Origin of the sequence: Nocardia sp. NPDC004151, from assembly GCF_042874235.1 — a bacterium.
Lineage (GTDB): Bacteria > Actinomycetota > Actinomycetes > Mycobacteriales > Mycobacteriaceae > Nocardia.
Window position 1 is genome coordinate 203,271 of record NZ_JBIAMR010000001.1, and the last position, 19,749, is coordinate 223,019.

A 19,749-nucleotide genomic window follows, 5' to 3' on the forward strand; every position below is an offset into this window, starting at 1 on the left:
AAGGCTGAAATAGTAACTGTTCAGCAACTATCTCTCGATTACGAAACGGTAGCTTGCAGAACCAGTTTCGATGAGATGATCTGGCTACCATCGATGTGGCAAACCGTGGTGCGCGCGAGATCGGAGCCTCATGACCGGCATTCTGGAACCCGACGACGTCTTCGCGATGCCCGGCATCAAGCGCGCCGCACCGCATGGGGGCTTTCCCGAACACGAGATCTTCCCGCAGGTCGCCTACCAGATCGTGCACGACGAACTGCTGCTCGACGGCGTCTCCCGGATGAATCTGGCCACCTTCTGCACCACCTGGGTCGACGACGAGGCCCGGCGGCTGATGAACGAGTGCCTCGACAAGAACATCGTCGACAAGGACGAGTACCCGCAGACCGCCGAGCTCGAGCAGCGCTGCGTGCACATGCTCGCCGATCTGTGGAACTCCCCCGACGCCCTGGGCACTCTCGGCACCTCCACCACCGGCTCCAGCGAGGCCGCCATGCTGGGCGGGCTGGCCGCGAAATTCCGCTGGCGCAAGCGCGGCGGGCGCGGCATCCCCAACTTCGTGTGCGGACCGGTGCAGGTGTGCTGGGAGAAGTTCGCCCGCTACTTCGACGTGGAGATCCGACAGATTCCGCTGCGCGGCGACCGCTACACGATGCACCCCGACGACATCGCCGCCTACTGCGACGAGAACACCATCATGGTGGTGCCGACCTTCGGCCAGACCTTCACCGGCCTGTTCGAGGACGTCGAGGGCGTCAGCCGGGCCCTCGACGAAATCCAGGACCGGACCGGACTCGATATCCCGATCCACGTCGACGCGGCCAGCGGCGGCTTCCTCGCCCCCTTCTGCGCGCCCGAGATCCGCTGGGACTTCCGGCTGCCCCGGGTCAAGTCCATCAACGCCTCCGGCCACAAGACCGGCCTCGCCCCGCTGGGCGCGGGCTGGGCGATCTGGCGCACCAAGGAGGACCTGCCCGAGGAACTCATCTTCAACGTCGACTATCTGGGCGGCAATATGCCCACCTTCAATCTGAACTTCTCCCGGCCCGGCGGGCAGGCCGTCACCCAGTACTACGACTTCATCCGGCTCGGCCGCACCGGCTACCGCAATGTGCAGACCGCGATCTACAGCGCCGGACAGCATCTGGCCGAGGGGCTCACCGAGGCCGGGCCGTTCGAACTCATTCACGACTCCGACCCCCGGCACGGCATCACAGCGGTCTCCTGGAAGACGTCGGGCACGTCGAAGCTCAGCCTCTACGACCTGTCCGACCGGCTGCGCACCCGGGGCTGGCTGATCGCGGCCTACCCGCTGCCCGCCGACCGCGCGGACGAGACCATCATGCGGGCCGTGCTGCGGCACGGATTCACCCACGACATGGCCGATCTGCTGCTCGACGACCTGGCCCGCGGCATGAAGGTGCTCGACAAGCACCCGCTGACGACCTCGCTCACCCGCGAGGACGCGGGCGGCTTCACCCACAACGCCGACGCGGCGGTGCCCACCGCGGAGCTCCAGGCGAAGATCAAGGCCGAGCTCGGCGGGCGCGCGAAGACCGATGGCGAGTCGGCCACCGGCACGAAGACCAAGTCCGCCACCGGCAAACACAAACACGCGGCGCGCAAGTCCGAGGCCAAGAAGAAATGACGGCGGCCGAGGATCCGGCCGCCGTCGAGGGTTGCTAGTTGTCCGCCGCCCCGGCGGTATCGAGCACCCACGCGAACTCGAACGCGACTTCCTTCCACTTCTCGTAGCGTCCGCTCACACCGCCGTGGCCGGCGCTCATCTCGGTCTTGAGCAGCAGCTGCGAGTCGCCGGTCTTGGTGGCGCGAAGTTTGGCCACCCACTTGGCGGGCTCGACGTAGAGCACGCGGGTGTCGTTGAGACCGGTGATGGCGAGGATCGCCGGGTAGTCCTGGGCCGTGACGTTCTCGTACGGCGAGTAGGACTTCATGTACTCGTAGACTTCCTTGTCCTCCAACGGGTTTCCCCACTCGTCCCACTCGGTGACGGTGAGCGGCAGGGAGGGGTCGAGGATGGAGGTCAGCGGGTCCACGAACGGCACGTTGGACAGGATGCCCGCGAACAGTCCGGGGGCGATGTTCGCCACCGCGCCCATGAGCAGGCCGCCCGCGCTGCCGCCGTCGGCCACCATGCGGTCCGGCGCGGTCACCCCGGAATCCACCAGATGCCGTGCGACGGAGACGAAGTCGGTGAAGGTGTTCTTCTTGGTGAGGGTCTTGCCGTGCTCGTACCAGAGCCGGCCCATCTCACCGCCGCCGCGCACGTGCGCCACCGCGAACACCATGCCGCGGTCCAGCAGCGACAGCCGCGCCACCGAGAAGTACGGGTCGATGGCGGCCTCGTAGGAGCCGTACCCGTAGAGCAGCAACGGCTTCGGCTCCGCCACCGCGTCCCCGCCCATCGCGGCCGCGGTCTCACGGCGCATCACCAGCGAGATCGGCACCCGGGTGCCGTCCGCGGCCACCGCCCAATCCCGTTGCTGCACATACTCGTCGGCGTCGTAGCCGCCGAGCACCACCTGCTCCTTGCGCAGCAGCAGTTCACCGGTCTCGGGCACGTAGTCGTACACCTGGGTCGGGGTGATGAAGGAGGTGAGCCCGATGCGCAGCATGGGCTGCTCCCACTCCGGGTTCGCGCTCAGCCCGGCCGAGAACAGGGCCAGGTCGAAGTCGATGTCCTTCAGCTCGCCGTAGCCATCGGCGGTCAGCGGCCACACCGCGACCCGGGGCAGCGCCTCGCGGCGGTAGCTCAGCACCAGCTTGTCGGCGAAGGCGTCGATGTCCTCGAGCCGCACGTCGTCGCGGTGCGGGATCAGGATCTTCATGGCGGCGGGCTCGGCCAGCGGGGCCTCGGCCAGCACGAAGTTGACCGCCTTCACGCCGTCCACCACGTCGTTGTGCAGGATGAGCAGCTTGTCCTCGCCGCCGATGACGGCGTGCTCGGCCGAGTACTCCACGCCCTCCCGGCGCGGGATGAGTACCCGGAACTCGCCCTCGGGGTTGTCCGCCTCCAGGATCCAATTCTCGGTGGTGATCTTGGAACCGGTCATGATGACCAGGAACTGCTCCGAGCGGGTGGCGCCGATGCTGACCCAGAAGCTCTCGTCCGGCTCGTGGAAGACCCGGACGTCCGCGGACTGCTCGGTCCCCAGCCGGTGCCGCCACACGCTGTCGGGCCGCCAGGAGTCGTCGAGGGTCTGATAGAAGACGTGGGTGCCGTCCAGCGACCAGGTCGCGCCGGGCGCGATGTTCGGGATCTCGTCGGCCAGCAGTTCACCGGTGCGCAGGTTCTTGATGCGCAGGGTGTACCGCTCGTTGCCGAGCGTGTCGGCCGAGTAGGCGAGCATGTCGCCGGCGTGGCTCAGCGAGTACGCGCCGAGCGCGAAGAAGTCGTGGCCCTCGGCCAGCTCATTGGAGTCGAGCACGATCTCCTCGCCCGGGATCTCGACCTCGGCCTCCAGCTTGGGCGGGGTCCAGTCGTCCGGGTCGGCGATCGGGCAGCGGCAGTGCACACCATGCTGCTTGCCCTCGAAGGTGCGCGAGTAGTACCAGTAGGCACCCATGCGGGTGGGCAGCGACAGGTCGGTCTCCTGGGTCCGCCCCTTGATCTCCTCGAAGATCTTCTCCCGGAGCGGGCCCAGCTTCGCGGTCTGCGCCTCGGTATAGGCGTTCTCCGCCTCCAGATACGCGATGACCTCGGGATTCTCCTTGTCCCGCAGCCACTCGTACTCTTCGATGACGACGTCCCCGTGGTGCACGCGCTCCGTCGGCACCCGCTTGGCGATCGGCGCCACCACCGCGCCGCTGACTGACGTCGTGCTCCCACTGTCCAAAGCCATGGGACCAACTTAGTGGGGAACCCCGCGGTGGGGGTCAACGGGCGCGGCGCTGCCTCGGCAGGGCCGTCAGACGCTGCTCGTACAGGTAGAAAACGGCCGCCTTCCGGCGAGCGCATTGATCGGTGGGGCAACTTCGGTGGATCCGCAGGATGCTGTGGGCCAATTCCACCGAGAACCGCTCGGGAACCACCGCACAGCTGTCGGAGACCGGGGCTGCGCGTTGCGGGGACCATGGCGTGCGCACCACATACCTCCTTCCGCTGACAGAAGATGGAATATCCGATCCGAACCCTTCACAAACACTGGCATGATGAGTGCGATCTACATCACCGACCAGTCCTGCTGGTCTGCGCACAGGGGAGGCGATAGTGGAAGCGAAGAACCGCGTGATCGAAGCCGACGCGGTGTGGCGGCGCGGGGACGACAGCGCCGACGGCGTCGAAATCGCCTTCCTGGCCAGTGGAAACATCGGCTTACGGGATTCCCGGAATCCGGACGGCCCGGTGCTGATCTTCACTCCCGGCGAGTGGGAGGCCTTCGTCGCCGGCGCCAAGGACGGCGAATTCAACCGGCCCGGAGCCTGATTCGACCGAGCCCGGCTCGAAACGAGTCGGGCTCAACGCCGTTCGAGCCCGGGCGGCGACCATGTTCAGGCCCCTAACGCCCCACTGATGGTCGGCCAGGAATTGTGCAGCGTGTCCTCCCAGTACGACCACGAATGCGTGCCCACCGGTGAATGTTCCACCCGCGCCGGAATGTTCAACGAACGCAACCGCTGTTCGAACGCGGTGACGCAGGCGTCCACCCCGAATTCGATGGGACCGCCGAAGAAGATGTTCTCCGGCAACTGCGGCTTGATCTCCAGCTCGTGTGGACCGGGCAGGCCGGTGCCGGTGGACAGGAAGATGGTCTTGCCGCGCAACGCCTCGGTCAGCACCGCCGGATTGTGGCCGGCCCAGACCGGACCGCCCGGCGCGCCCCACATGTTCAGCGGATTCCCGCCGCGATTGGCCACCGAGAACATCATGGCGCCCTGCGCGATGGTGGTGTCCGGGCAGGCGCTGTAGCCCGCCACCGCCCGGTACATCTCCGGATGCCGCACCGCCAGCACGAACGCCGCGATCCCGCCCATGGACAGGCCGCCGATGGCATTCACGCCGTTACCGTCGAAATACCCGTCGATGATCGACGGAAGTTCCTGCGTCAGAAAGGTTTCCCACCGGTAGCGGCCGAAGCGCGGATCGTCGGACACCCAGTCGGTGTAGTAGCTGGCCTGGCCGCCCATCGGCAGCACCACGTTCACATTCTTGCCCTGGAAGAACGGCTCCGCGTCGGTGGCATTGGTCCAGGTGCTCTGGACGGCGCCGGGATCGAGACCGTCGAGCAGGTAGTAGGCGGGGCGCTCGCCGCTCCCGGTGGGATGCAGCACCTGCACCTGGATGACGCGTCCCATGGCCGCGGAGTCGATGAACAGCGCCGAGCGGGTGGCGCTCAACTCGTCGACCCGGACCACCTGGGCGGCGCCGGCGGTAGCAGGCGACGCGGCCACCGGATACAGCAAGCCTGTGGCAATTGCCAAAACAGCTGCGGCAACGGCTTTCCTGCGCATTCCCCACCTCCATCAGCCCACCACGATCGCAATCCAACGTAACTCGAGAAACTCGCGTGGTGTCGGGGAATGCGGTTATGGCGCGTCCTTGGCAAACCAGACGGTTCAGATATGGTAATGCGAGGCAGCTATGAATTCAGGGCAATTCGGGCCAATGCCCCCTTGATAGATCCCGCCAGATAATCCAGGTCCGCGCGCGCCGGGGAAGTCGGGCGCGCCCGCAACCCGAAACCATCCCCCGGAGTGCGCGGAATCACGTGCAGATGCACATGGAACACCTCCTGACCCGCCGTCACCCCGTCGGCCAGAAAGAAGTTCACGCCGTCGCAGCCCACCTCGGACTCCCGCAGACCCGCCGCGATCCGCTGCCCCACCTGAAACAGCTTGCCACCCATCGCGGGATCCAACTCCGCCAGACTCCGCGCCGGCACCTTCGGAATCACCAGCACATGGCCCGGCGTCACCGGCCGAATGTCCATGAACGCCAGGCAATCCTCGTCCTCGTACACCTTCGAGGACGGGGCCCGACCGGCGACGATTTCGGCGAAGATCGTGTAAGGATTCATGCCCGCAGCTTAGGCGCGCGCCACCCGCTGCCCGTCCGCCACCGCGGCTCCATCGACTGCGATCCCGCACCACGCTGCCCGTCCGCCACCACGGCTCCACCGACTGACAGGCGAACCGATCCCGCGCCACTCACCACATACTCGTTCGCCCCCGGCTCCGTTCAGGAGCCGGGGGCGAGATCCGAGAGTCGTTGTACCCCTACAGGATCGGAGACGGGGTGTAGCGGGCCGCCTCCGGGTCGGCGTCCACCAGCTTCTGCACCTGGGCGATCACCTCGGCGGTCTGCGCCTCGGCCGCGCCGATGAAGGCGGACCGGTCGGCCAGCGCCGCGTCCAGGGCGGCCCGGTCCAGCGGCATCCGGTCGTCGGCGGCCAGACGGTCCAGCAGATCGGGCTCGCGGCCCTGCTCACGCATGGCCAGCGCCACCGCCACCGCGTGCTCCTTGATGACCTCGTGCGCGGTCTCGCGGCCCACGCCCGCGCGCACCGCCGCCATCAGGATGCGGGTGGTGGCCAGGAACGGCAGGTAGCGGTTGAGCTCGCGGTCCACCACGGCCGGGTAGGCGCCGAACTCGGCCAGCACGGTCAGGAAGGTCTCCATCATGCCGTCGATGGCGAAGAAGGCGTCCGGCAGCGCGACACGGCGCACCACCGAGCAGAACACGTCACCCTCGTTCCACTGCGCGCCCGCCAGCTCAGCGGCCATCGAGCCGTAGCCGCGCAGCACCACCTGCAGGCCGTTGACGCGCTCGCAGGAGCGGGTGTTCATCTTGTGCGGCATGGCCGAGGAACCTACCTGGCCGGGCTGGAAGCCCTCGGTGACCAGCTCGTGGCCCGCCATCAGCCGAATGGTGTGCGCGAACGAGGACGGGCCCGCGCCCACCTGCACCAGCGCGGAGATCACGTCGTGGTCCAGCGAGCGCGGGTAGATCTGGCCGACGCTGGTGAAGACGTTCGCGAAGCCCAGGTGCTTGGACACCTTCTGCTCCAGCTGCGCCAGCTTGGCCGAATCGCCGCCGAGCAGGTCCAGCATGTCCTGGGCGGTGCCCATCGGGCCCTTGATGCCACGCAACGGGTAGCGGTCGACGAGCTCCCGCAGCCGGGTCAGCGCGATGACCAATTCGTCTGCGGCGGAAGCGAATCGCTTGCCGAGGGTGGTGGCCTGCGCGGCCACGTTGTGCGAGCGTCCCGCCATCACCAGGGTCTGGTACTGCGCCGCGCGCTCGGCCAGCCGCGCCGCGATGGCCACGCCGTGGCCGTACACGTGCTGCAGCGACAGCCGGATCTGCAGCTGCTCCACATTCTCGGTGAGGTCGCGGGAGGTCATGCCCTTGTGCACGTGCTCGTGCCCGGCGAGCGCGTTGAACTCCTCGATCCGCGCCTTCACGTCGTGGCGGGTGACCCGCTCGCGCTCGGCGATGGACTTCAGATCGACCTGATCGATGACCCGCTCGTAGTCCTCGACGACACCGGCCGGAACATCGATCCCCAGCTCGGCCTGCGCCCGGAGAACCTCGAGCCACAGCCGCCGCTCGAGCACGATCTTGTTCTCGGGCGACCAGAGGTGAACCAGCTCGGGGCTGGCGTAACGGGTGGCGAGGACGTTCGGCACAAGACTCACGTTGTGCCAGTTTACCGGCTGTGTGCTGCGGGTTAAGCCGGTGGGGCGACGATGTCGATGATCTCCAACAGCGCCCCGCGCGCCATGCGGCGGGGTTGGGGGTCGAACTCACCGAGCGCGGTCACCACCGCCCCATCGACTACCGCCACCAGACGGCGGGTCTGTTCCGGGCGGACCACCCGGTCGGACCGACGCAGGACATCGGTCAGCAGTTCGTCCAGCTGGGCGCGTAGTCGCAGCTGGACCTCCCGTAGTTCGGGGTGGCGGGCGGAGGCGACGGAGCGTTCGTAGCGGGCGATCAACTGGCCGCGTGCGTCCTCGTCCTGAATCTCGGGGCCCACCAACAGATCCAGCACCAGTTCGACCGTCGCCTCCGCGCCGCGGCGGCGGTGCGTCACCTCGCCGACCCGGCGGCGCATGGCCTCGAGTTCGGCGGTGCCGGAGAACTCGACCGCCCGCGCGATCAGATCCTCGAGCGATTCGAAGTAGTAGGTGGTCGACGCGAGCGGCAGATCCGCCCGGGTCGCCACCGAGCGGTGCCGGACCGCCTCGAAGCCACCCTCGAGCAGTAGCTCGGCGGCGGCACAAACCAGTGCATGGCGACGCCGTTCGCCTTTCGGAGTCGTCGCAGTGGTCACGGTGCAATCGTGCCAGTCATCAGCGGCGCTGTGTTCATTTTGCCCACCGCGCTCAATCCTCTTGGCAGATCAGGCCAAATACCGTCCCAACCGGTCCAGTGCCTCTTCGATGTCGGCGGCGGCTCCGGCGAACGAGAAGCGAACGGTGTGATGGCCGTGGCGGGTGTCGAAGTCGATGCCGGGGGCGAGTGCCACGCCGGTCGCGTCGAGTACCTCGGTGCACCAGCGCATCGAATCATCGGTCAGGTGTGCGATATCCGCGTAGACATAGAACGCACCGTCGGCGGGGGCGAGGTCGGTGATTCCAAGCTTCGGCAGGCCCGACAGCAGCAGCTGGCGATTTGCCGCATAGCGTTTCACATGACCGTCCAGTTCGGCTTTGGCTTCCGGACCGAACGCGTGCACCGCCGCAAACTGAGAAATAGCTGGAGGGCACACGGTCATATTCGAGGCAAGCCGTTGCAGCGCCGGACGCAGCGACTGCGGCACCAGCATCCAGCCCAGCCGCCAACCCGTCATGGAGAAGTACTTCGACACCGAGCCGATCACGACGGACTCACGCGAGGTCTCCCACGCGGACGAGGTCGGTTCGGTGTCGTCGTAGACGATGCCGTGATAGATCTCGTCCGAGATGAGCAGCGTCCCGTGCTCGTCGCACCAGCGGGCCAGCGCCGCCAGTTCCTCCGGCGCGATCATGGTGCCGGTCGGATTGGCCGGGCTGGCCACGATCAACCCCGCGGGCGGTTCGGGCAGCGCCTCCAGCATGGCCACGGTCGGCTGGAACCGCGTCTCCGGACCGCAGTCCAGCTCCACCACGTCACAGCCCAGCGCGGTCAGCGTGTTCCGATAGGCCGGATACCCGGGCCGCGCCACCACCACGGTGTCCCCGACGTCGAACGCGGCCAGGAACAGCAGCGTGAACGCGCCGGACGACCCGGTCGTGACCACGACATCGTCCGCCTCCACCCGCACCCCGTAGGTGCTCCGATGGTGCTCGGCGATGGCCTCCCGCAACGCCAGAACCCCGAATGTCTCGGTATAACCCAGCAATTCGGAATCCATGGCCTGTTTGGTGGCCCGCAAAACCGCCTGCGGAGCGGGCGTGGAAGGCTGCCCCGCGGCCAGCACCAGCACGTCGCCGTGGGTCCGAGCCCGTTCAGCTGCTGCTTTCCAGACGTCCATCACGTAAAAAGGTGGAATGGTCGACCGGCGAGATTCGATACGCACCCGACAGACGGTAGAGCACCCGCTCCCCCGACTGTCCGGGAACGGTCGTGCGAATGCCTGAGGAGGCCGCTGTGCAGGGGGGACCAGCAACCACCGGGAACACCCGGGCCGCCGACCCACAGCCACCCGCCTCCCCCGCCCCGGACGCCTCCACACCGCACAACGGCCGTCGACCGCGACGAGGCGGGACCGCGATGCTCCGGAAGCTCCGACGCGGAGGCTCGGCCACCGAAGCCACCCCGGATGCGCCGCGGCCGGACACCGAGGCCACCTCCGACCTTCGACCCGGCACCGCAATAGGCGAGCCGCAGAGCGTGGACACCGATCTGCGTCGTCAGCGCCGGACCACCGAGACCTACACACCCGGGCTGCGGTCGCTGCCGAACGTCGAAAGACCGTCACGCGTCCGAGCGGCTTCGAAGCGAGCCGGGCTGCGGGCGGTCCAGCTCGTCGGGCGGGTGATCGCCTCCCTGCGGGCGTACGCGCCGATCGTGCGGGCGCGAGCCGTCGAATTGTGGTCGCGGCGACCGCGCTCCTGGGCCGAAGCCGTCGCGTTGGCGCGGCGGGGGCGTGCGGAGGCGCGGCGGCAGTGGCCTGTGCTGCGGGCGTGGAGTATTCAGCATCGGGTGCTGATCGGGGGGATGACGGCGGTACTCGTGTTCGCGAGCGCGGATGGGGCGCTCGGGTTGATCCCCACCGACGCCGCGGTGAGTCCCGGTGTGGCGGTGCGTGTTCCGGTGCAGTATCCGCTGCAGATCCAGGCCACGCGGGAATCGTCGAAACGGTACCTGGACGCCATCAACAATGGTGAACACCTGCGCGAGCAGGCCGTGGTCTCGGCGGCCGCGGCGGCAACGCTGGAACGCGCCAAGGCCGAGGCGGCAGCCGCCGTGGCCGGGCAGCCGCAGCCGTGGCTGACCCCGTCTCCCGACGCGACGTTGCCGCCAGGATTCGTGCTCCCGGGCGTCGGCGGTTTCGCGTTGCCCGCGAAGGGCCTGTTCACCTCCGGATTCGGCGCGCGCTGGGGCACTTTCCACGCGGGCATCGACATCGCCGCCCCGCTGGGTTCACCGATCTACGCGGTCGCCGCGGGCACGGTCATCGACGCGGGCCCGGCCCAGGGCTTCGGTCTCTGGGTGCGCATCCGCCACGACGACGGCGCCATCTCGGTCTACGGCCACATGTACGACTTCTCGGTCTCCGTGGGTGAACGCATCCCGGCGGGTATGCAGATCGCCCGCATCGGCAACCGCGGCGACTCCACCGGCCCCCACCTGCATTTCGAGATCGTCATCAACGGCCAGCACGTCGACCCCCAGGCCTGGCTCGCCCAACGCGGCATCGTCCTCGGCTGATCCGGCCTGGAGCGCGGAATATGGCCGGGCTCCAGCCGAATACCGGATCGCCCGCCCGAACCAGGTTCGGGCGGGCGATCTCTCGTCGGTCGCGGTGTCGGAGTCGGCCGCGGCGAGCGGGATTCAGTTCGCGGTCGGCACCGTGATGCGGCCCTCGGTGGCGGCCAGCGCGATGTCGGTGCGGAAGTGGCCGCCCGGCAGCTTGATGCCGGCGAGGCGCTCGTAGGCGTTCTTGCGGGCCTCGACCAGGTCGGCGCCCTGGCCGACGATGGCGAGCACGCGGCCGCCGGCGGAGACCAGCGCACCGTCCTCACGCTGCGCGGTGCCGGCGTGCAGCACCTCGGATTCGACTCCGGTGCCGGTGGATTCGGCGCCGGTGATGACGTCGCCGCTGCGCGGGCGGGCGGGGTAGTTCTCGGCGGCCAGCACCACGGTGACGGCCGCGCCGTCCTTCCAGCGCGGTGCGGCGACCTGGTCGAGGGTGCCGGTGGCGGTGGCGTGCAGGAGTTCACCGAGCGGGCTGTCCAGCATGGCGAGCACGGCCTGGGTCTCGGGATCGCCGAAGCGGCAGTTGAATTCGACCACGGCCGGACCGTTCTGGCCGATGGCGAGGCCGGCGTAGAGCAGGCCGCTGAACGGCACTCCACGCTTCACCATCTCGGCGGCGACGGGCTTGACCACGTCGTCGACGATGGCCTGCAGAGTCGCTTCGGGCAGCCACGGCAGCGGCGTGTAGGCGCCCATGCCGCCGGTGTTGGGGCCGGTGTCGCCGTCGCCGACCCGCTTGTGGTCCTGGGCGGGCAGCAGCGGCACCACGGTCTCGCCGTCGACCAGGCAGAACAGCGACACCTCGGGGCCGTCGAGGAACGACTCCAGCAGCACCGGGTGGCCCTGCTCGAGCAGTTCGGCCCCGTGCTCGCGGGCGACCGACCGGTCCGGGGTCACCACGACGCCCTTGCCCGCGGCCAGCCCGTCGTCCTTGACCACCCAGGTCGGGCCGAAACGGTCCAGCGCCGCATCCAATTCGCCCGGGTGATCCACGATCTCGCTGTGCGCGGTCCGCACTCCGGCCGCGTTCATCACGTCCTTGGCGAACGCCTTCGAGCCTTCGATCCGCGCGGCGGCGGCCGACGGGCCGAATACCGGGATCCCGGCCGCGCGCACCGCGTCGGCCACGCCGAGCACCAGCGGCACCTCGGGCCCGACCACCACGAGGTCGGCGGCCAGCTCCTGAGCCAGCGCCACCACCTCGTCGCCGGAGGAGGCGTCGACGGCCCGCACCTCGGCATGCTGGGCGATGCCGGCATTGCCGGGCGCCGCATAGACCGCGGTCACCGCCGGGTCCTTGCGCAGTGCCAGGACGAGGGCATGTTCACGGGCTCCGGAACCGATGACGAGTACGCGCACGGCAGACAGCTTAAAGGGCTGGACTCACGCACCGGGGAGCGGTCTGCCATGCGTCGGTGCGGGATGCTCCGCCCAGTGTTCGGGGCGCGTCTCGTTCCGGACCGAGTGGAGCGGGGAAGCGATGCGGAGGAGCGGAGGGAGGGAAGAACGAGACCTCCAGCGCCCCGAACCGACCCCGGAGCGGAGCGGGAGGGCCAATAGACTCAGCTCATGGCTTCTGTTTTCTCCGCAATCATCGACGGTCAGCTGCCCGGCCGATTCGTCTGGGAGGACGACGAATTCGTCGGCTTCCTCACGATCGCCCCGGTGACGCAGGGGCACACCCTGGTGGTGCCGCGCAAGGAGATCGACCAGTGGCAGGACGTCGATCCGGGCACCATGGCCCGATTGACCGGTGTCGCCCAGAAGATCGGCCAGGCCGTGCGCACCGCGTGGGACGCCCCGCGCGCGGGCCTGCTCATCGCCGGACTCGAGGTGCCGCACCTGCACGTGCACGTGTTCCCGGCCTTCTCGATGGGCAACTTCGACATCTCCGGCGCCGACCCGCAGCCCAGCGTCGAATCCCTGGACGAGGCCCAGACCAGGATCAAGCAGGCCCTGCGCGACCTCGGCTACGGCGCGAACGTCCCGGAGTGACCCGACCGGGTGCGCGCCCACAGCGCGCACCCGCCGGTGGCCACGCCGCGTGAAGTCACCTCCTGCGGCTCACCGCCCGCATCCACCCTTCGGCTGCTCCGCAGGGCTGACAACTCGCAGCCCGGTTCACGACTCCGCGCGCGGCAGCCGCACGGTGAACGTCGCGCCCTCCCCCGGCACGCTCGTCACCGATACCGCTCCCCCGTGTGCCGCGACCAGCGCCTGCACGATCGACAGTCCCAGCCCCGTCCCGCCGCTGACCCGGCTGCGCGACACATCGGTGCGATAGAACCGCTCGAACACCCGCTCGGCCTGTTCGGCGGCCAATCCCGGCCCAGTGTCGGCCACCTCGATCAGCACCTCGCTGGTGGCGGGTGTGAGCCGCACGGCCACCTCGGCGTCCGGCGGCGTGTGCACCAGCGCGTTGTTGATCAGATTGGCGAGCACCTGCCGCAGCCGCGTCTCGTCGCCGAGGATCTCCAAAGTGCCGGGGCCGGGCCGGATTTCGAGGTCGATCTTGCGTTCCGGCCCTTCCGGATGTTGCGCCGCCGCCAGGGCGCGCGCCCCGTGCACGGCATCGCTGGCGAGCATGAGCAGATCCACCGACCGTCGTTCGACGGGCCGCTGCGCGTCCAGCCGGGCCAGCATGAGCAGGTCCTCGACCAGCAACCCCATCCGGTTGGATTCGCGTTCGATGCGGTCCATGAGCAGGTCGGGCTCGGTGATCGCGCCCTGCCGGTACAGCTCGGAGAAGCCTTTGATGGTGGTGAGCGGGGTGCGCAGTTCGTGGCTGGCGTCGGCGACGAACTGCCGCATCTTGGCCTCGGAACGCCGGGCCGCCTCCTCCGACGCCTCGGTGGCGGCGAAGGCCTGCTGGATCTGGGTCAGCATGGTGTTCAGCGACTGCGAGAGGTGATCGACCTCGGTATCGGTGCCGCGCACCGGAACTCGCCGATGCAGGTCACCGCCCGCGATGGCGGCGGCCGTGCCCTCGACTTCCCGCAATGGCCGCAGACTGCGCCGGATCACCATGCGCGCCACCGCGGCCAGCGCCGCCAGCACCAGCGCGCCGATCACCAGTTGCAGCACGATCAGCTTGTCCAGCAGCGAGTTCGTCTCGTCCATGCGCAGCGCGATGGTGCTGGTGCCCTGGTCGTTGACGGTCCGCAGCACCCGCCATTCCTCACCCGAGGCCCCGATGGAGCCGACCGTGCGCGGCTTGCTGCCCAGATCGGCGGGCACGTCCGGTTCCTGCACCCCGGCGGTCAGGGTCAGGGTCGACTGCCCGGCCGCGTCACGCACCTGCACCCAGTACAGGTGCGGGGGTCGTTCCCGCCCGCGCACGGTGGGCAGCGGTTCGGGTCGTTGCGCGCCGGGCGCGGCCCAGCTGTGGGCGGCGTCGGACAGCTGCCGGTCGATGCGCTCGACCAGCACGTTCCGCATGAGCGAGGTGACCGCGATCCCCGAGACCAGCAGCCCGAACCCGACCAGCGACACCAGCGCCAGCACCAGGGTGGTGCGCAGCGGCACCGCGGCGAGCCGGTCGGTGATCTTGCCGCGCAATCCGCGAGCCGCCTCGGCCGCGTTCACTGTGCCGCCGTGCGACCGCGCGGCTCCCGCATCACGTATCCGACCCCGCGCAGCGTGTGGATGAGCCGATCGGGCCCGGTGTCGACCTTCTTGCGCAGGTACGACACGTAGGTCTCGACCACGCCGACCTCGCCGCCGAAGTCGTAGCGCCACACGTGGTCCAGGATCCGCGGTTTGCTCAGCACGGTGCCCGCGTTGACCAGGAAGTACCGCAGCAGCGTGAACTCGGTGGGCGACAGGGCGACTGGTTCGCCCGCCTTCCACACCTCGTGCGTGTCGTCGTCGAGCTCGATGTCGGCGAACCGCAGCCGCGACGACTTGGTCTCCGGCGCGGACCGTCCGGCGCGGCGCAGGATCACCCGCAGCCGGGCCACCACTTCCTCGAGGCTGAACGGTTTGGTGACGTAGTCGTCGGCTCCGAGCGTCAGCCCGGTGATCTTGTCGTCCACGTCGTCGCGGGCGGTCAGGAACAGCACGGGCGCGTCGATCCCGTCGGCCCGCAGCCGCCGCAGCAGCCCGAATCCGTCCATGCCGGGCATCATCACGTCGATGATCATGGCGTCGGGCCGGAAGGTCTTGGCCCGGTCCAGCCCCTCGGTCCCGCTGGCGGCGCTGGCGACCTCGAAGCCCTGATACCGCAGGCTCACGGACAGCAACTCGACGATCATCGGCTCGTCGTCGACGACGAGCACTCTGGCCTCGGGTTCGCGTCCTTGCGCCGGCACACCTGTCATGGCCTCATATTCTGCGCCGCGCCCGCGAGAACGCTGGTCCTTCCCTGGGAGTTTCCTGCGAACGCGCCGGGACCCCCGGATACGACGAACGCCGGTCGATGTCTCGACCGGCGTTCGTGCACGAGCCCCCTGTCAGGATTGAACTGACGACCTTCGCTTTACAAGAGCGGTGCTCTACCACTGAGCTAAGGAGGCGGAAAGCGGAGCCATCATAACCGGGGTGGCCGGCTGCGCGGAAAAGCCGGCTTCCCGGTCGGAACGATGCTGACTGCGAACACCGGGACACGGCCTGTCGACGCTCGTGGCATCGACGGCCGCGTTCGGAAGTCGTTCGCGCAGTATCGGACTAACCGCTGAGTGTCAGGACTGGGCCGCCTGACGAGCCGCGTCGTCCGCCGCCATGGCGTCACGCAGGCTCTTGGGCCGCATGTCAGTCCAGTTCTTCTCGACGTACTCGACGCATGCGGCGCGGGAGTCCTCGCCGAACACGACTCGCCAACCCGCCGGAACCTCGGCGAAGGCCGGCCAGAGGGAGTGCTGTTCCTCATCGTTGACCAGGACGAAGAACCGGCCGTCTTCGTCATCGAAGGGATTGGTGCTCATTTCACCTCACTGGATACTGGCGCTGTGTACGGGTACGTAGACGGATCGTCCAGCCACCGCAGTGTTGGAACGAGCCCCCGACGTTGATTCGACCCTAGCAAGGCAGGCGTTACCGCTGGGCGGTTACCTGCACTTCGTTCAGGCCACGAAGAATTCGACAAGGATCTTATTGACGACCTCCGGTTGTTCCAGGTAGCCGAAGTGCCCGGCGTCGGGAACCTCCTGGTAGCGGGCACCCGGAATGATATCGGCGACCTCTCGCGCGAGGTAGGGCGGGATCATCCGATCGTCGGCGAAGCCCAGCGCGAGGCAGGGCACGGTGATGCCGCGATAGGCCGCGGTGCGGTCGAAATCGTGGTCCATGCGGCGCTGGGCCCGCACGCCCGGGGTGACCGGGCCGCCGGTGAATTCGAACAGGTCGAGCCAGTCGCGGGCGGCGTGCTGGTCGGCCAGCGAGGCCGGGGAGAGGTTCATCAGGGCGGTCATGGCGGCCTCGTACTTGGCGGGCAGCCGCACACCGGCGTCGTCGAGGTCGTGCTCGCCGATTCCGAGGGTTTTCTGGAACTGGTCGAGCCGGGCGTGTCCGGCCATGAACACGGCCTTGCGGACCAGGTCGGGACGGGCGAGCGCGACTTCCTGCGCGACCCGCGAGCCCATCGACTGGCCGACCAGGAAGACCGGCCCCTCGCCGAGGAATTCGATCAGGGCGACGGTGTCGCGGACCAGGTCCTCGATGGTGATCCCGGCGGGCGATTCGAAGGAGGGCGCGATGCCGCGGTTGTCGAAGGTGCAGACCCGGTAACCGGCCGCGACCAGCGCGGGAACCTGGTGCAGTTCCCAGACCCGGCCTCCGCTGCCGGTGCCCATGATCATGACGACCAGCGGCGCCGACCCCTTGACGTCGGTGCCCTTGGACCGGTCTCCCTTGACCTGGTAGTTCAGCGAGATTCCGTTCACCGTCGCCAACGGCATGCTTGCGACCCCTCACATCTGGTGTTGCCACTCTCTTTGCGTCCACCGTATAGGTCCGAGCCGACGGAATGTTTCTTCCCCGCTCGCATTGCGGTTAGGGCTCGCAATGCACGCAGCGGCGAGGCCCGACTTACCTGGCGGATACGATGGACTCCTCGCACCGAGCAGACTTCTCCGAGAGGACATGAGATGGCCGCGAAGACCGGCGCAAACGACATCGCGGACGACGATCTGGAGCCGCTCGCCGACGAAACCGCTCGCCAGGCGCAGCGGGTGGTGGCGGCGTACGCCACCGACGCCGACGAATGCCGCATGCTGCTGTCGATGCTGGGCATCGCTCCGACGCGAGGCGAATGACCCGTGCACCCGGATAGCTCCGGCTCCGGTTTCGTCGTCGTCGCCAACCGGCTCCCGGTGGACCTGGAGCGCCTGCCCGACGGAACCACTCGCTGGAAGCGCAGCCCCGGCGGCCTGGTCACGGCACTGGAACCGGTACTGCGCAATAACAAAGGCGCCTGGGTCGGCTGGGCCGGCGTCCCGGACGTGGAGCTCGATCCGATCGTCGAGGACGGTCTGGAACTGCATCCCGTCCCGTTGTCGGGCGACGAGGTCGCCGATTACTACGAGGGCTTCTCCAACGCGACGCTGTGGCCGCTGTATCACGACGTGATCGTGCGGCCGGTCTACGACCGCCAGTGGTGGCAGGCGTACGTGCAGGTGAATCGGCGCTTCGCCGAGTACACCGCGAAGGTGGCCGCCGAGGGCGCGACCGTGTGGGTCCAGGACTACCAGCTGCAGCTGGTGCCGAAGATGCTGCGCATGCTCCGCCCCGACCTGACCATCGGCTTCTTCCTGCACATTCCGTTCCCGCCGGTGGAACTGTTCATGCAGATGCCGTGGCGCACCGAGATCGTCGAGGGCCTGCTCGGCGCCGACCTGATCGGCTTCCATCTCCCGGGCGGCGCGCAGAACTTCCTGTATCTGGCCAGGAGGCTGGCCGGGCAGCCGACGTCACGCGGCAATGTGGGCGTGCGCTCGAAACTCGGTGTGGTGCAGGTGGGTTTCCGCACCGTACGGGTGGGCGCGTTCCCGATCTCCATCACCTCCGCGGAACTGGACGAGTATTCGCGCCGCCGCGATGTGCGGGAGCGGGCCGCGAAAATCCGTGCGGAACTGGGCAATCCGAAGACGATCCTGCTGGGCGTCGACCGCCTCGACTACACCAAGGGCATCGACATCCGGCTCGCCGCGCTCGAGGAGCTGCTGCACGACGGCCGCATCGACCCCGCGGACACGGTGATGGTGCAGCTGGCCACGCCGTCCCGCGAACGCGTCGAGTCCTACAAGCAGATGCGCGGCGATATCGAACGCCAGGTGGGCCGCATCAACGGCGAGTTCGCCCGGGTGGGTTATCCGGTGGTGCACTACCTGCACCGTCCCATCCCGCGCGAGGAGCTGATCGCGTTCTTCGTGGCCGCCGACGTCATGGTGGTGACCCCGCTGCGCGACGGCATGAATCTGGTCGCCAAGGAGTACGTGGCCTGCCAGGGCAGCCTCAACGGCGCACTCGTGCTGAGCGAGTTCACCGGCGCGGCAGCCGAATTGCGGCAGGCCTACCTGTGCAACCCGCACGACCTGGACAGCGTCAAGGACGCGCTGATCGGCGCGATCGACGACGACCGCGACACCCGCCGCCGACGCATGCGCTCCATGCGCCGCCAGGTCCTGACCCACGACGTCGACCGGTGGGCCCGAGCCTTCCTCGACGCCCTGGCCACCGACCGCGTCGCGGGCAGCGCCCTGCTCACCGACGACGATGTGGACCCGGGCCTGAGCCGCTGACCACGGAAACCGGACGCCCCCTGGATATTCCAGGGGGCGTTCGCCGTTTCTACAGCGCGTAGGTGACTCCGGTGAGCCGCTCCGACGCTTCCCATACCCGCGCCGCCAGTTCCGGATCGAGCGCCTGTGCACTGGGTTCGTTCAGGACCGGGTAGCCCTTGGTGAAGCCGGTCGGCCCGAAGAGATCTCCGGGGTTGACGGCGGGGTCGGTGGCCGCCCGCAGCGTTGGGAGCGCACCCATTTCGACGGTCTGCATGGCGAACCGGAACACCCAGCGCAGCGACGGTCGCGACAGGAAGGTGACGGCGGGCCCGAGGTTCTGGGCGAAATCCGATTCGGCCGCCCCCGGATGCGCGGCGATCGACATCACTGCGGCGTCGGTGCCGTTGAGCCGCCGCTGCAACTCGAACGCGGTCAGCACATTGGCCAGCTTGGACTGCGCGTAAGCCTGGAATCCCTTGTAGGTGCGCCGTTCGAAGAACAGATCATCGAGATCGATCGGGGCATCCTTCTTGGAGGCGAACCCCGTGGTCACGGCCACCACCCGCCCGGCCGGCGCGGCCCGCAGCAAATCCAGCACCTGTCCGGTGAACGCGAACGGCCCGAGATGATTCGTCGCGAACGTCGTCTCGAACCCGTCCTCGGTGAGACTCCGTGCCCGGCTCAACATCCCCGCGTTGTTGACCAGCAGATCAACCCGCTCGACCTCGTCGTGCAGCCGCACCGCGGCCTTCCCCACCGACTCCAGCGAAGTCAGATCCAGTTCCACGAACAACAATTCGGCGTCCGGCACCCGCGCACGGATGAGATCCGCGGCGGCCCCGGCCTTCTCAGCGTTGCGGCACGCCATGACCACCCGAGCCCCATGCTCGGCCAGCCGGAGCGCGGTCTCGAGCCCCAGGCCGGCACTGGCTCCGGTGACGATCGCGGTGCGCCCATGGAGATCCGGAATGTCAGCGGCGGTCCAGCGCGTGTTCTTGGTACCCATGCGTTACATCCTGAACGGTCCGCTTCCACTTAGCCCATCGACCGTCTCGAAATACCGCCCACCGCACCGTCTCCCGCTCCGGCATCCCCCCTTTCCAC

Annotated in this window: 18 protein-coding genes and 1 tRNA gene; 6 read left to right on the forward strand and 13 right to left on the reverse strand. The window is 68.4% G+C overall.

The genetic code is table 11. The features are described 5' to 3' along the window. Positions 1–130 precede the first annotated feature (130 nt). On the forward strand, positions 131–1,648 hold the full coding sequence (locus ACFYTS_RS00970) for a glutamate decarboxylase (protein ID WP_387300465.1): 1,518 nt from the start codon (positions 131–133) through the stop codon (positions 1,646–1,648). Between the two features lie 34 nt (positions 1,649–1,682). Here the strand turns inward: ACFYTS_RS00970 and ACFYTS_RS00975 are convergent, their stop codons facing one another. Continuing rightward, entirely contained in the window at positions 1,683–3,863 is a 2,181-nt protein-coding gene (locus ACFYTS_RS00975) for a S9 family peptidase (RefSeq protein WP_387300467.1), read from the reverse strand. Between the two features lie 368 nt (positions 3,864–4,231). Between ACFYTS_RS00975 and ACFYTS_RS00980 the strand changes: the two genes are divergently transcribed. Beyond that, positions 4,232–4,447 carry a DUF397 domain-containing protein gene (locus tag ACFYTS_RS00980; RefSeq protein ID WP_357282705.1) on the forward strand — a complete coding sequence of 72 codons (216 nt, stop codon included), beginning with the start codon at positions 4,232–4,234 and terminating at the stop codon, positions 4,445–4,447. Positions 4,448–4,512: 65 nt separating this feature from the next. Here ACFYTS_RS00980 and ACFYTS_RS00985 read toward each other — a convergent pair whose 3' ends face one another. From ACFYTS_RS00985 to ACFYTS_RS01005, 5 genes are all read right to left on the reverse strand, one after another. After that, positions 4,513–5,472 (reverse strand): alpha/beta hydrolase, encoded by a 960-nt coding sequence (locus tag ACFYTS_RS00985; RefSeq protein WP_387300469.1) that lies wholly within the window; start codon positions 5,470–5,472, stop codon positions 4,513–4,515. 128 nt (positions 5,473–5,600) lie between these two features. Further along, a complete protein-coding gene (locus ACFYTS_RS00990; protein ID WP_357282708.1) occupies positions 5,601–6,038 on the reverse strand; it encodes an HIT domain-containing protein in 438 nt (145 codons plus the stop codon). Positions 6,039–6,237: 199 nt separating this feature from the next. Then, complete coding sequence (purB, locus tag ACFYTS_RS00995) at positions 6,238–7,659, reverse strand: adenylosuccinate lyase (protein WP_357282709.1); 1,422 nt, start codon at positions 7,657–7,659, stop codon at positions 6,238–6,240. A 32-nt stretch (positions 7,660–7,691) separates the two neighbouring features. Further along, a complete protein-coding gene (locus ACFYTS_RS01000; RefSeq protein WP_357089689.1) occupies positions 7,692–8,297 on the reverse strand; it encodes a TetR family transcriptional regulator in 606 nt (201 codons plus the stop codon). A 69-nt stretch (positions 8,298–8,366) separates the two neighbouring features. Further along, positions 8,367–9,524: a pyridoxal phosphate-dependent aminotransferase gene (locus ACFYTS_RS01005; protein WP_387300472.1), complete on the reverse strand. Its 1,158-nt coding sequence runs from the start codon at positions 9,522–9,524 to the stop codon at positions 8,367–8,369. A gap of 194 nt (positions 9,525–9,718) precedes the next feature. On the opposite strand from ACFYTS_RS01005, the gene ACFYTS_RS01010 reads away from it, so the two are divergent. After that, complete coding sequence (locus ACFYTS_RS01010) at positions 9,719–10,879, forward strand: M23 family metallopeptidase (protein ID WP_387300474.1); 1,161 nt, start codon at positions 9,719–9,721, stop codon at positions 10,877–10,879. Between the two features lie 123 nt (positions 10,880–11,002). Here ACFYTS_RS01010 and purD read toward each other — a convergent pair whose 3' ends face one another. Continuing rightward, positions 11,003–12,286: a phosphoribosylamine--glycine ligase gene (purD, locus tag ACFYTS_RS01015; protein ID WP_357089695.1), complete on the reverse strand. Its 1,284-nt coding sequence runs from the start codon at positions 12,284–12,286 to the stop codon at positions 11,003–11,005. A gap of 210 nt (positions 12,287–12,496) precedes the next feature. Here purD and ACFYTS_RS01020 point away from each other — a divergent pair, with 210 nt between their 5' ends. Continuing rightward, positions 12,497–12,922: an HIT family protein gene (locus tag ACFYTS_RS01020; RefSeq protein ID WP_357282714.1), complete on the forward strand. Its 426-nt coding sequence runs from the start codon at positions 12,497–12,499 to the stop codon at positions 12,920–12,922. Between the two features lie 126 nt (positions 12,923–13,048). On the opposite strand, the gene ACFYTS_RS01025 is transcribed toward ACFYTS_RS01020, so the two are convergent. The 5 genes from ACFYTS_RS01025 to ACFYTS_RS01045 form a co-directional block, all read right to left on the reverse strand. Continuing rightward, positions 13,049–14,512: a sensor histidine kinase gene (locus ACFYTS_RS01025; protein WP_387300477.1), complete on the reverse strand. Its 1,464-nt coding sequence runs from the start codon at positions 14,510–14,512 to the stop codon at positions 13,049–13,051. Continuing rightward, the gene (locus ACFYTS_RS01030) at positions 14,509–15,246 is read right to left on the reverse strand and encodes a response regulator transcription factor (RefSeq protein WP_357282717.1); all 738 of its coding nucleotides are present in this window, start codon (positions 15,244–15,246) and stop codon (positions 14,509–14,511) included. Before ACFYTS_RS01030 ends, ACFYTS_RS01025 begins: the two co-directional genes overlap by 4 nt. A gap of 123 nt (positions 15,247–15,369) precedes the next feature. Beyond that, positions 15,370–15,441 (reverse strand) — tRNA-Thr (locus ACFYTS_RS01035). A gap of 165 nt (positions 15,442–15,606) precedes the next feature. Then, the gene (locus ACFYTS_RS01040; protein ID WP_019931522.1) at positions 15,607–15,849 is read right to left on the reverse strand and encodes an MbtH family protein; all 243 of its coding nucleotides are present in this window, start codon (positions 15,847–15,849) and stop codon (positions 15,607–15,609) included. Between the two features lie 138 nt (positions 15,850–15,987). Further along, positions 15,988–16,821: an alpha/beta hydrolase gene (locus ACFYTS_RS01045; RefSeq protein ID WP_357282719.1), complete on the reverse strand. Its 834-nt coding sequence runs from the start codon at positions 16,819–16,821 to the stop codon at positions 15,988–15,990. A gap of 189 nt (positions 16,822–17,010) precedes the next feature. On the opposite strand from ACFYTS_RS01045, the gene ACFYTS_RS01050 reads away from it, so the two are divergent. After that, positions 17,011–17,178 (forward strand): hypothetical protein, encoded by a 168-nt coding sequence (locus ACFYTS_RS01050; protein WP_167659823.1) that lies wholly within the window; start codon positions 17,011–17,013, stop codon positions 17,176–17,178. A 3-nt stretch (positions 17,179–17,181) separates the two neighbouring features. Then, positions 17,182–18,663 (forward strand): trehalose-6-phosphate synthase, encoded by a 1,482-nt coding sequence (locus tag ACFYTS_RS01055; RefSeq protein WP_357282720.1) that lies wholly within the window; start codon positions 17,182–17,184, stop codon positions 18,661–18,663. A 49-nt stretch (positions 18,664–18,712) separates the two neighbouring features. Here ACFYTS_RS01055 and ACFYTS_RS01060 read toward each other — a convergent pair whose 3' ends face one another. Then, positions 18,713–19,651 (reverse strand): oxidoreductase, encoded by a 939-nt coding sequence (locus tag ACFYTS_RS01060; RefSeq protein ID WP_357282721.1) that lies wholly within the window; start codon positions 19,649–19,651, stop codon positions 18,713–18,715. Positions 19,652–19,749: the final 98 nt, after the last annotated feature.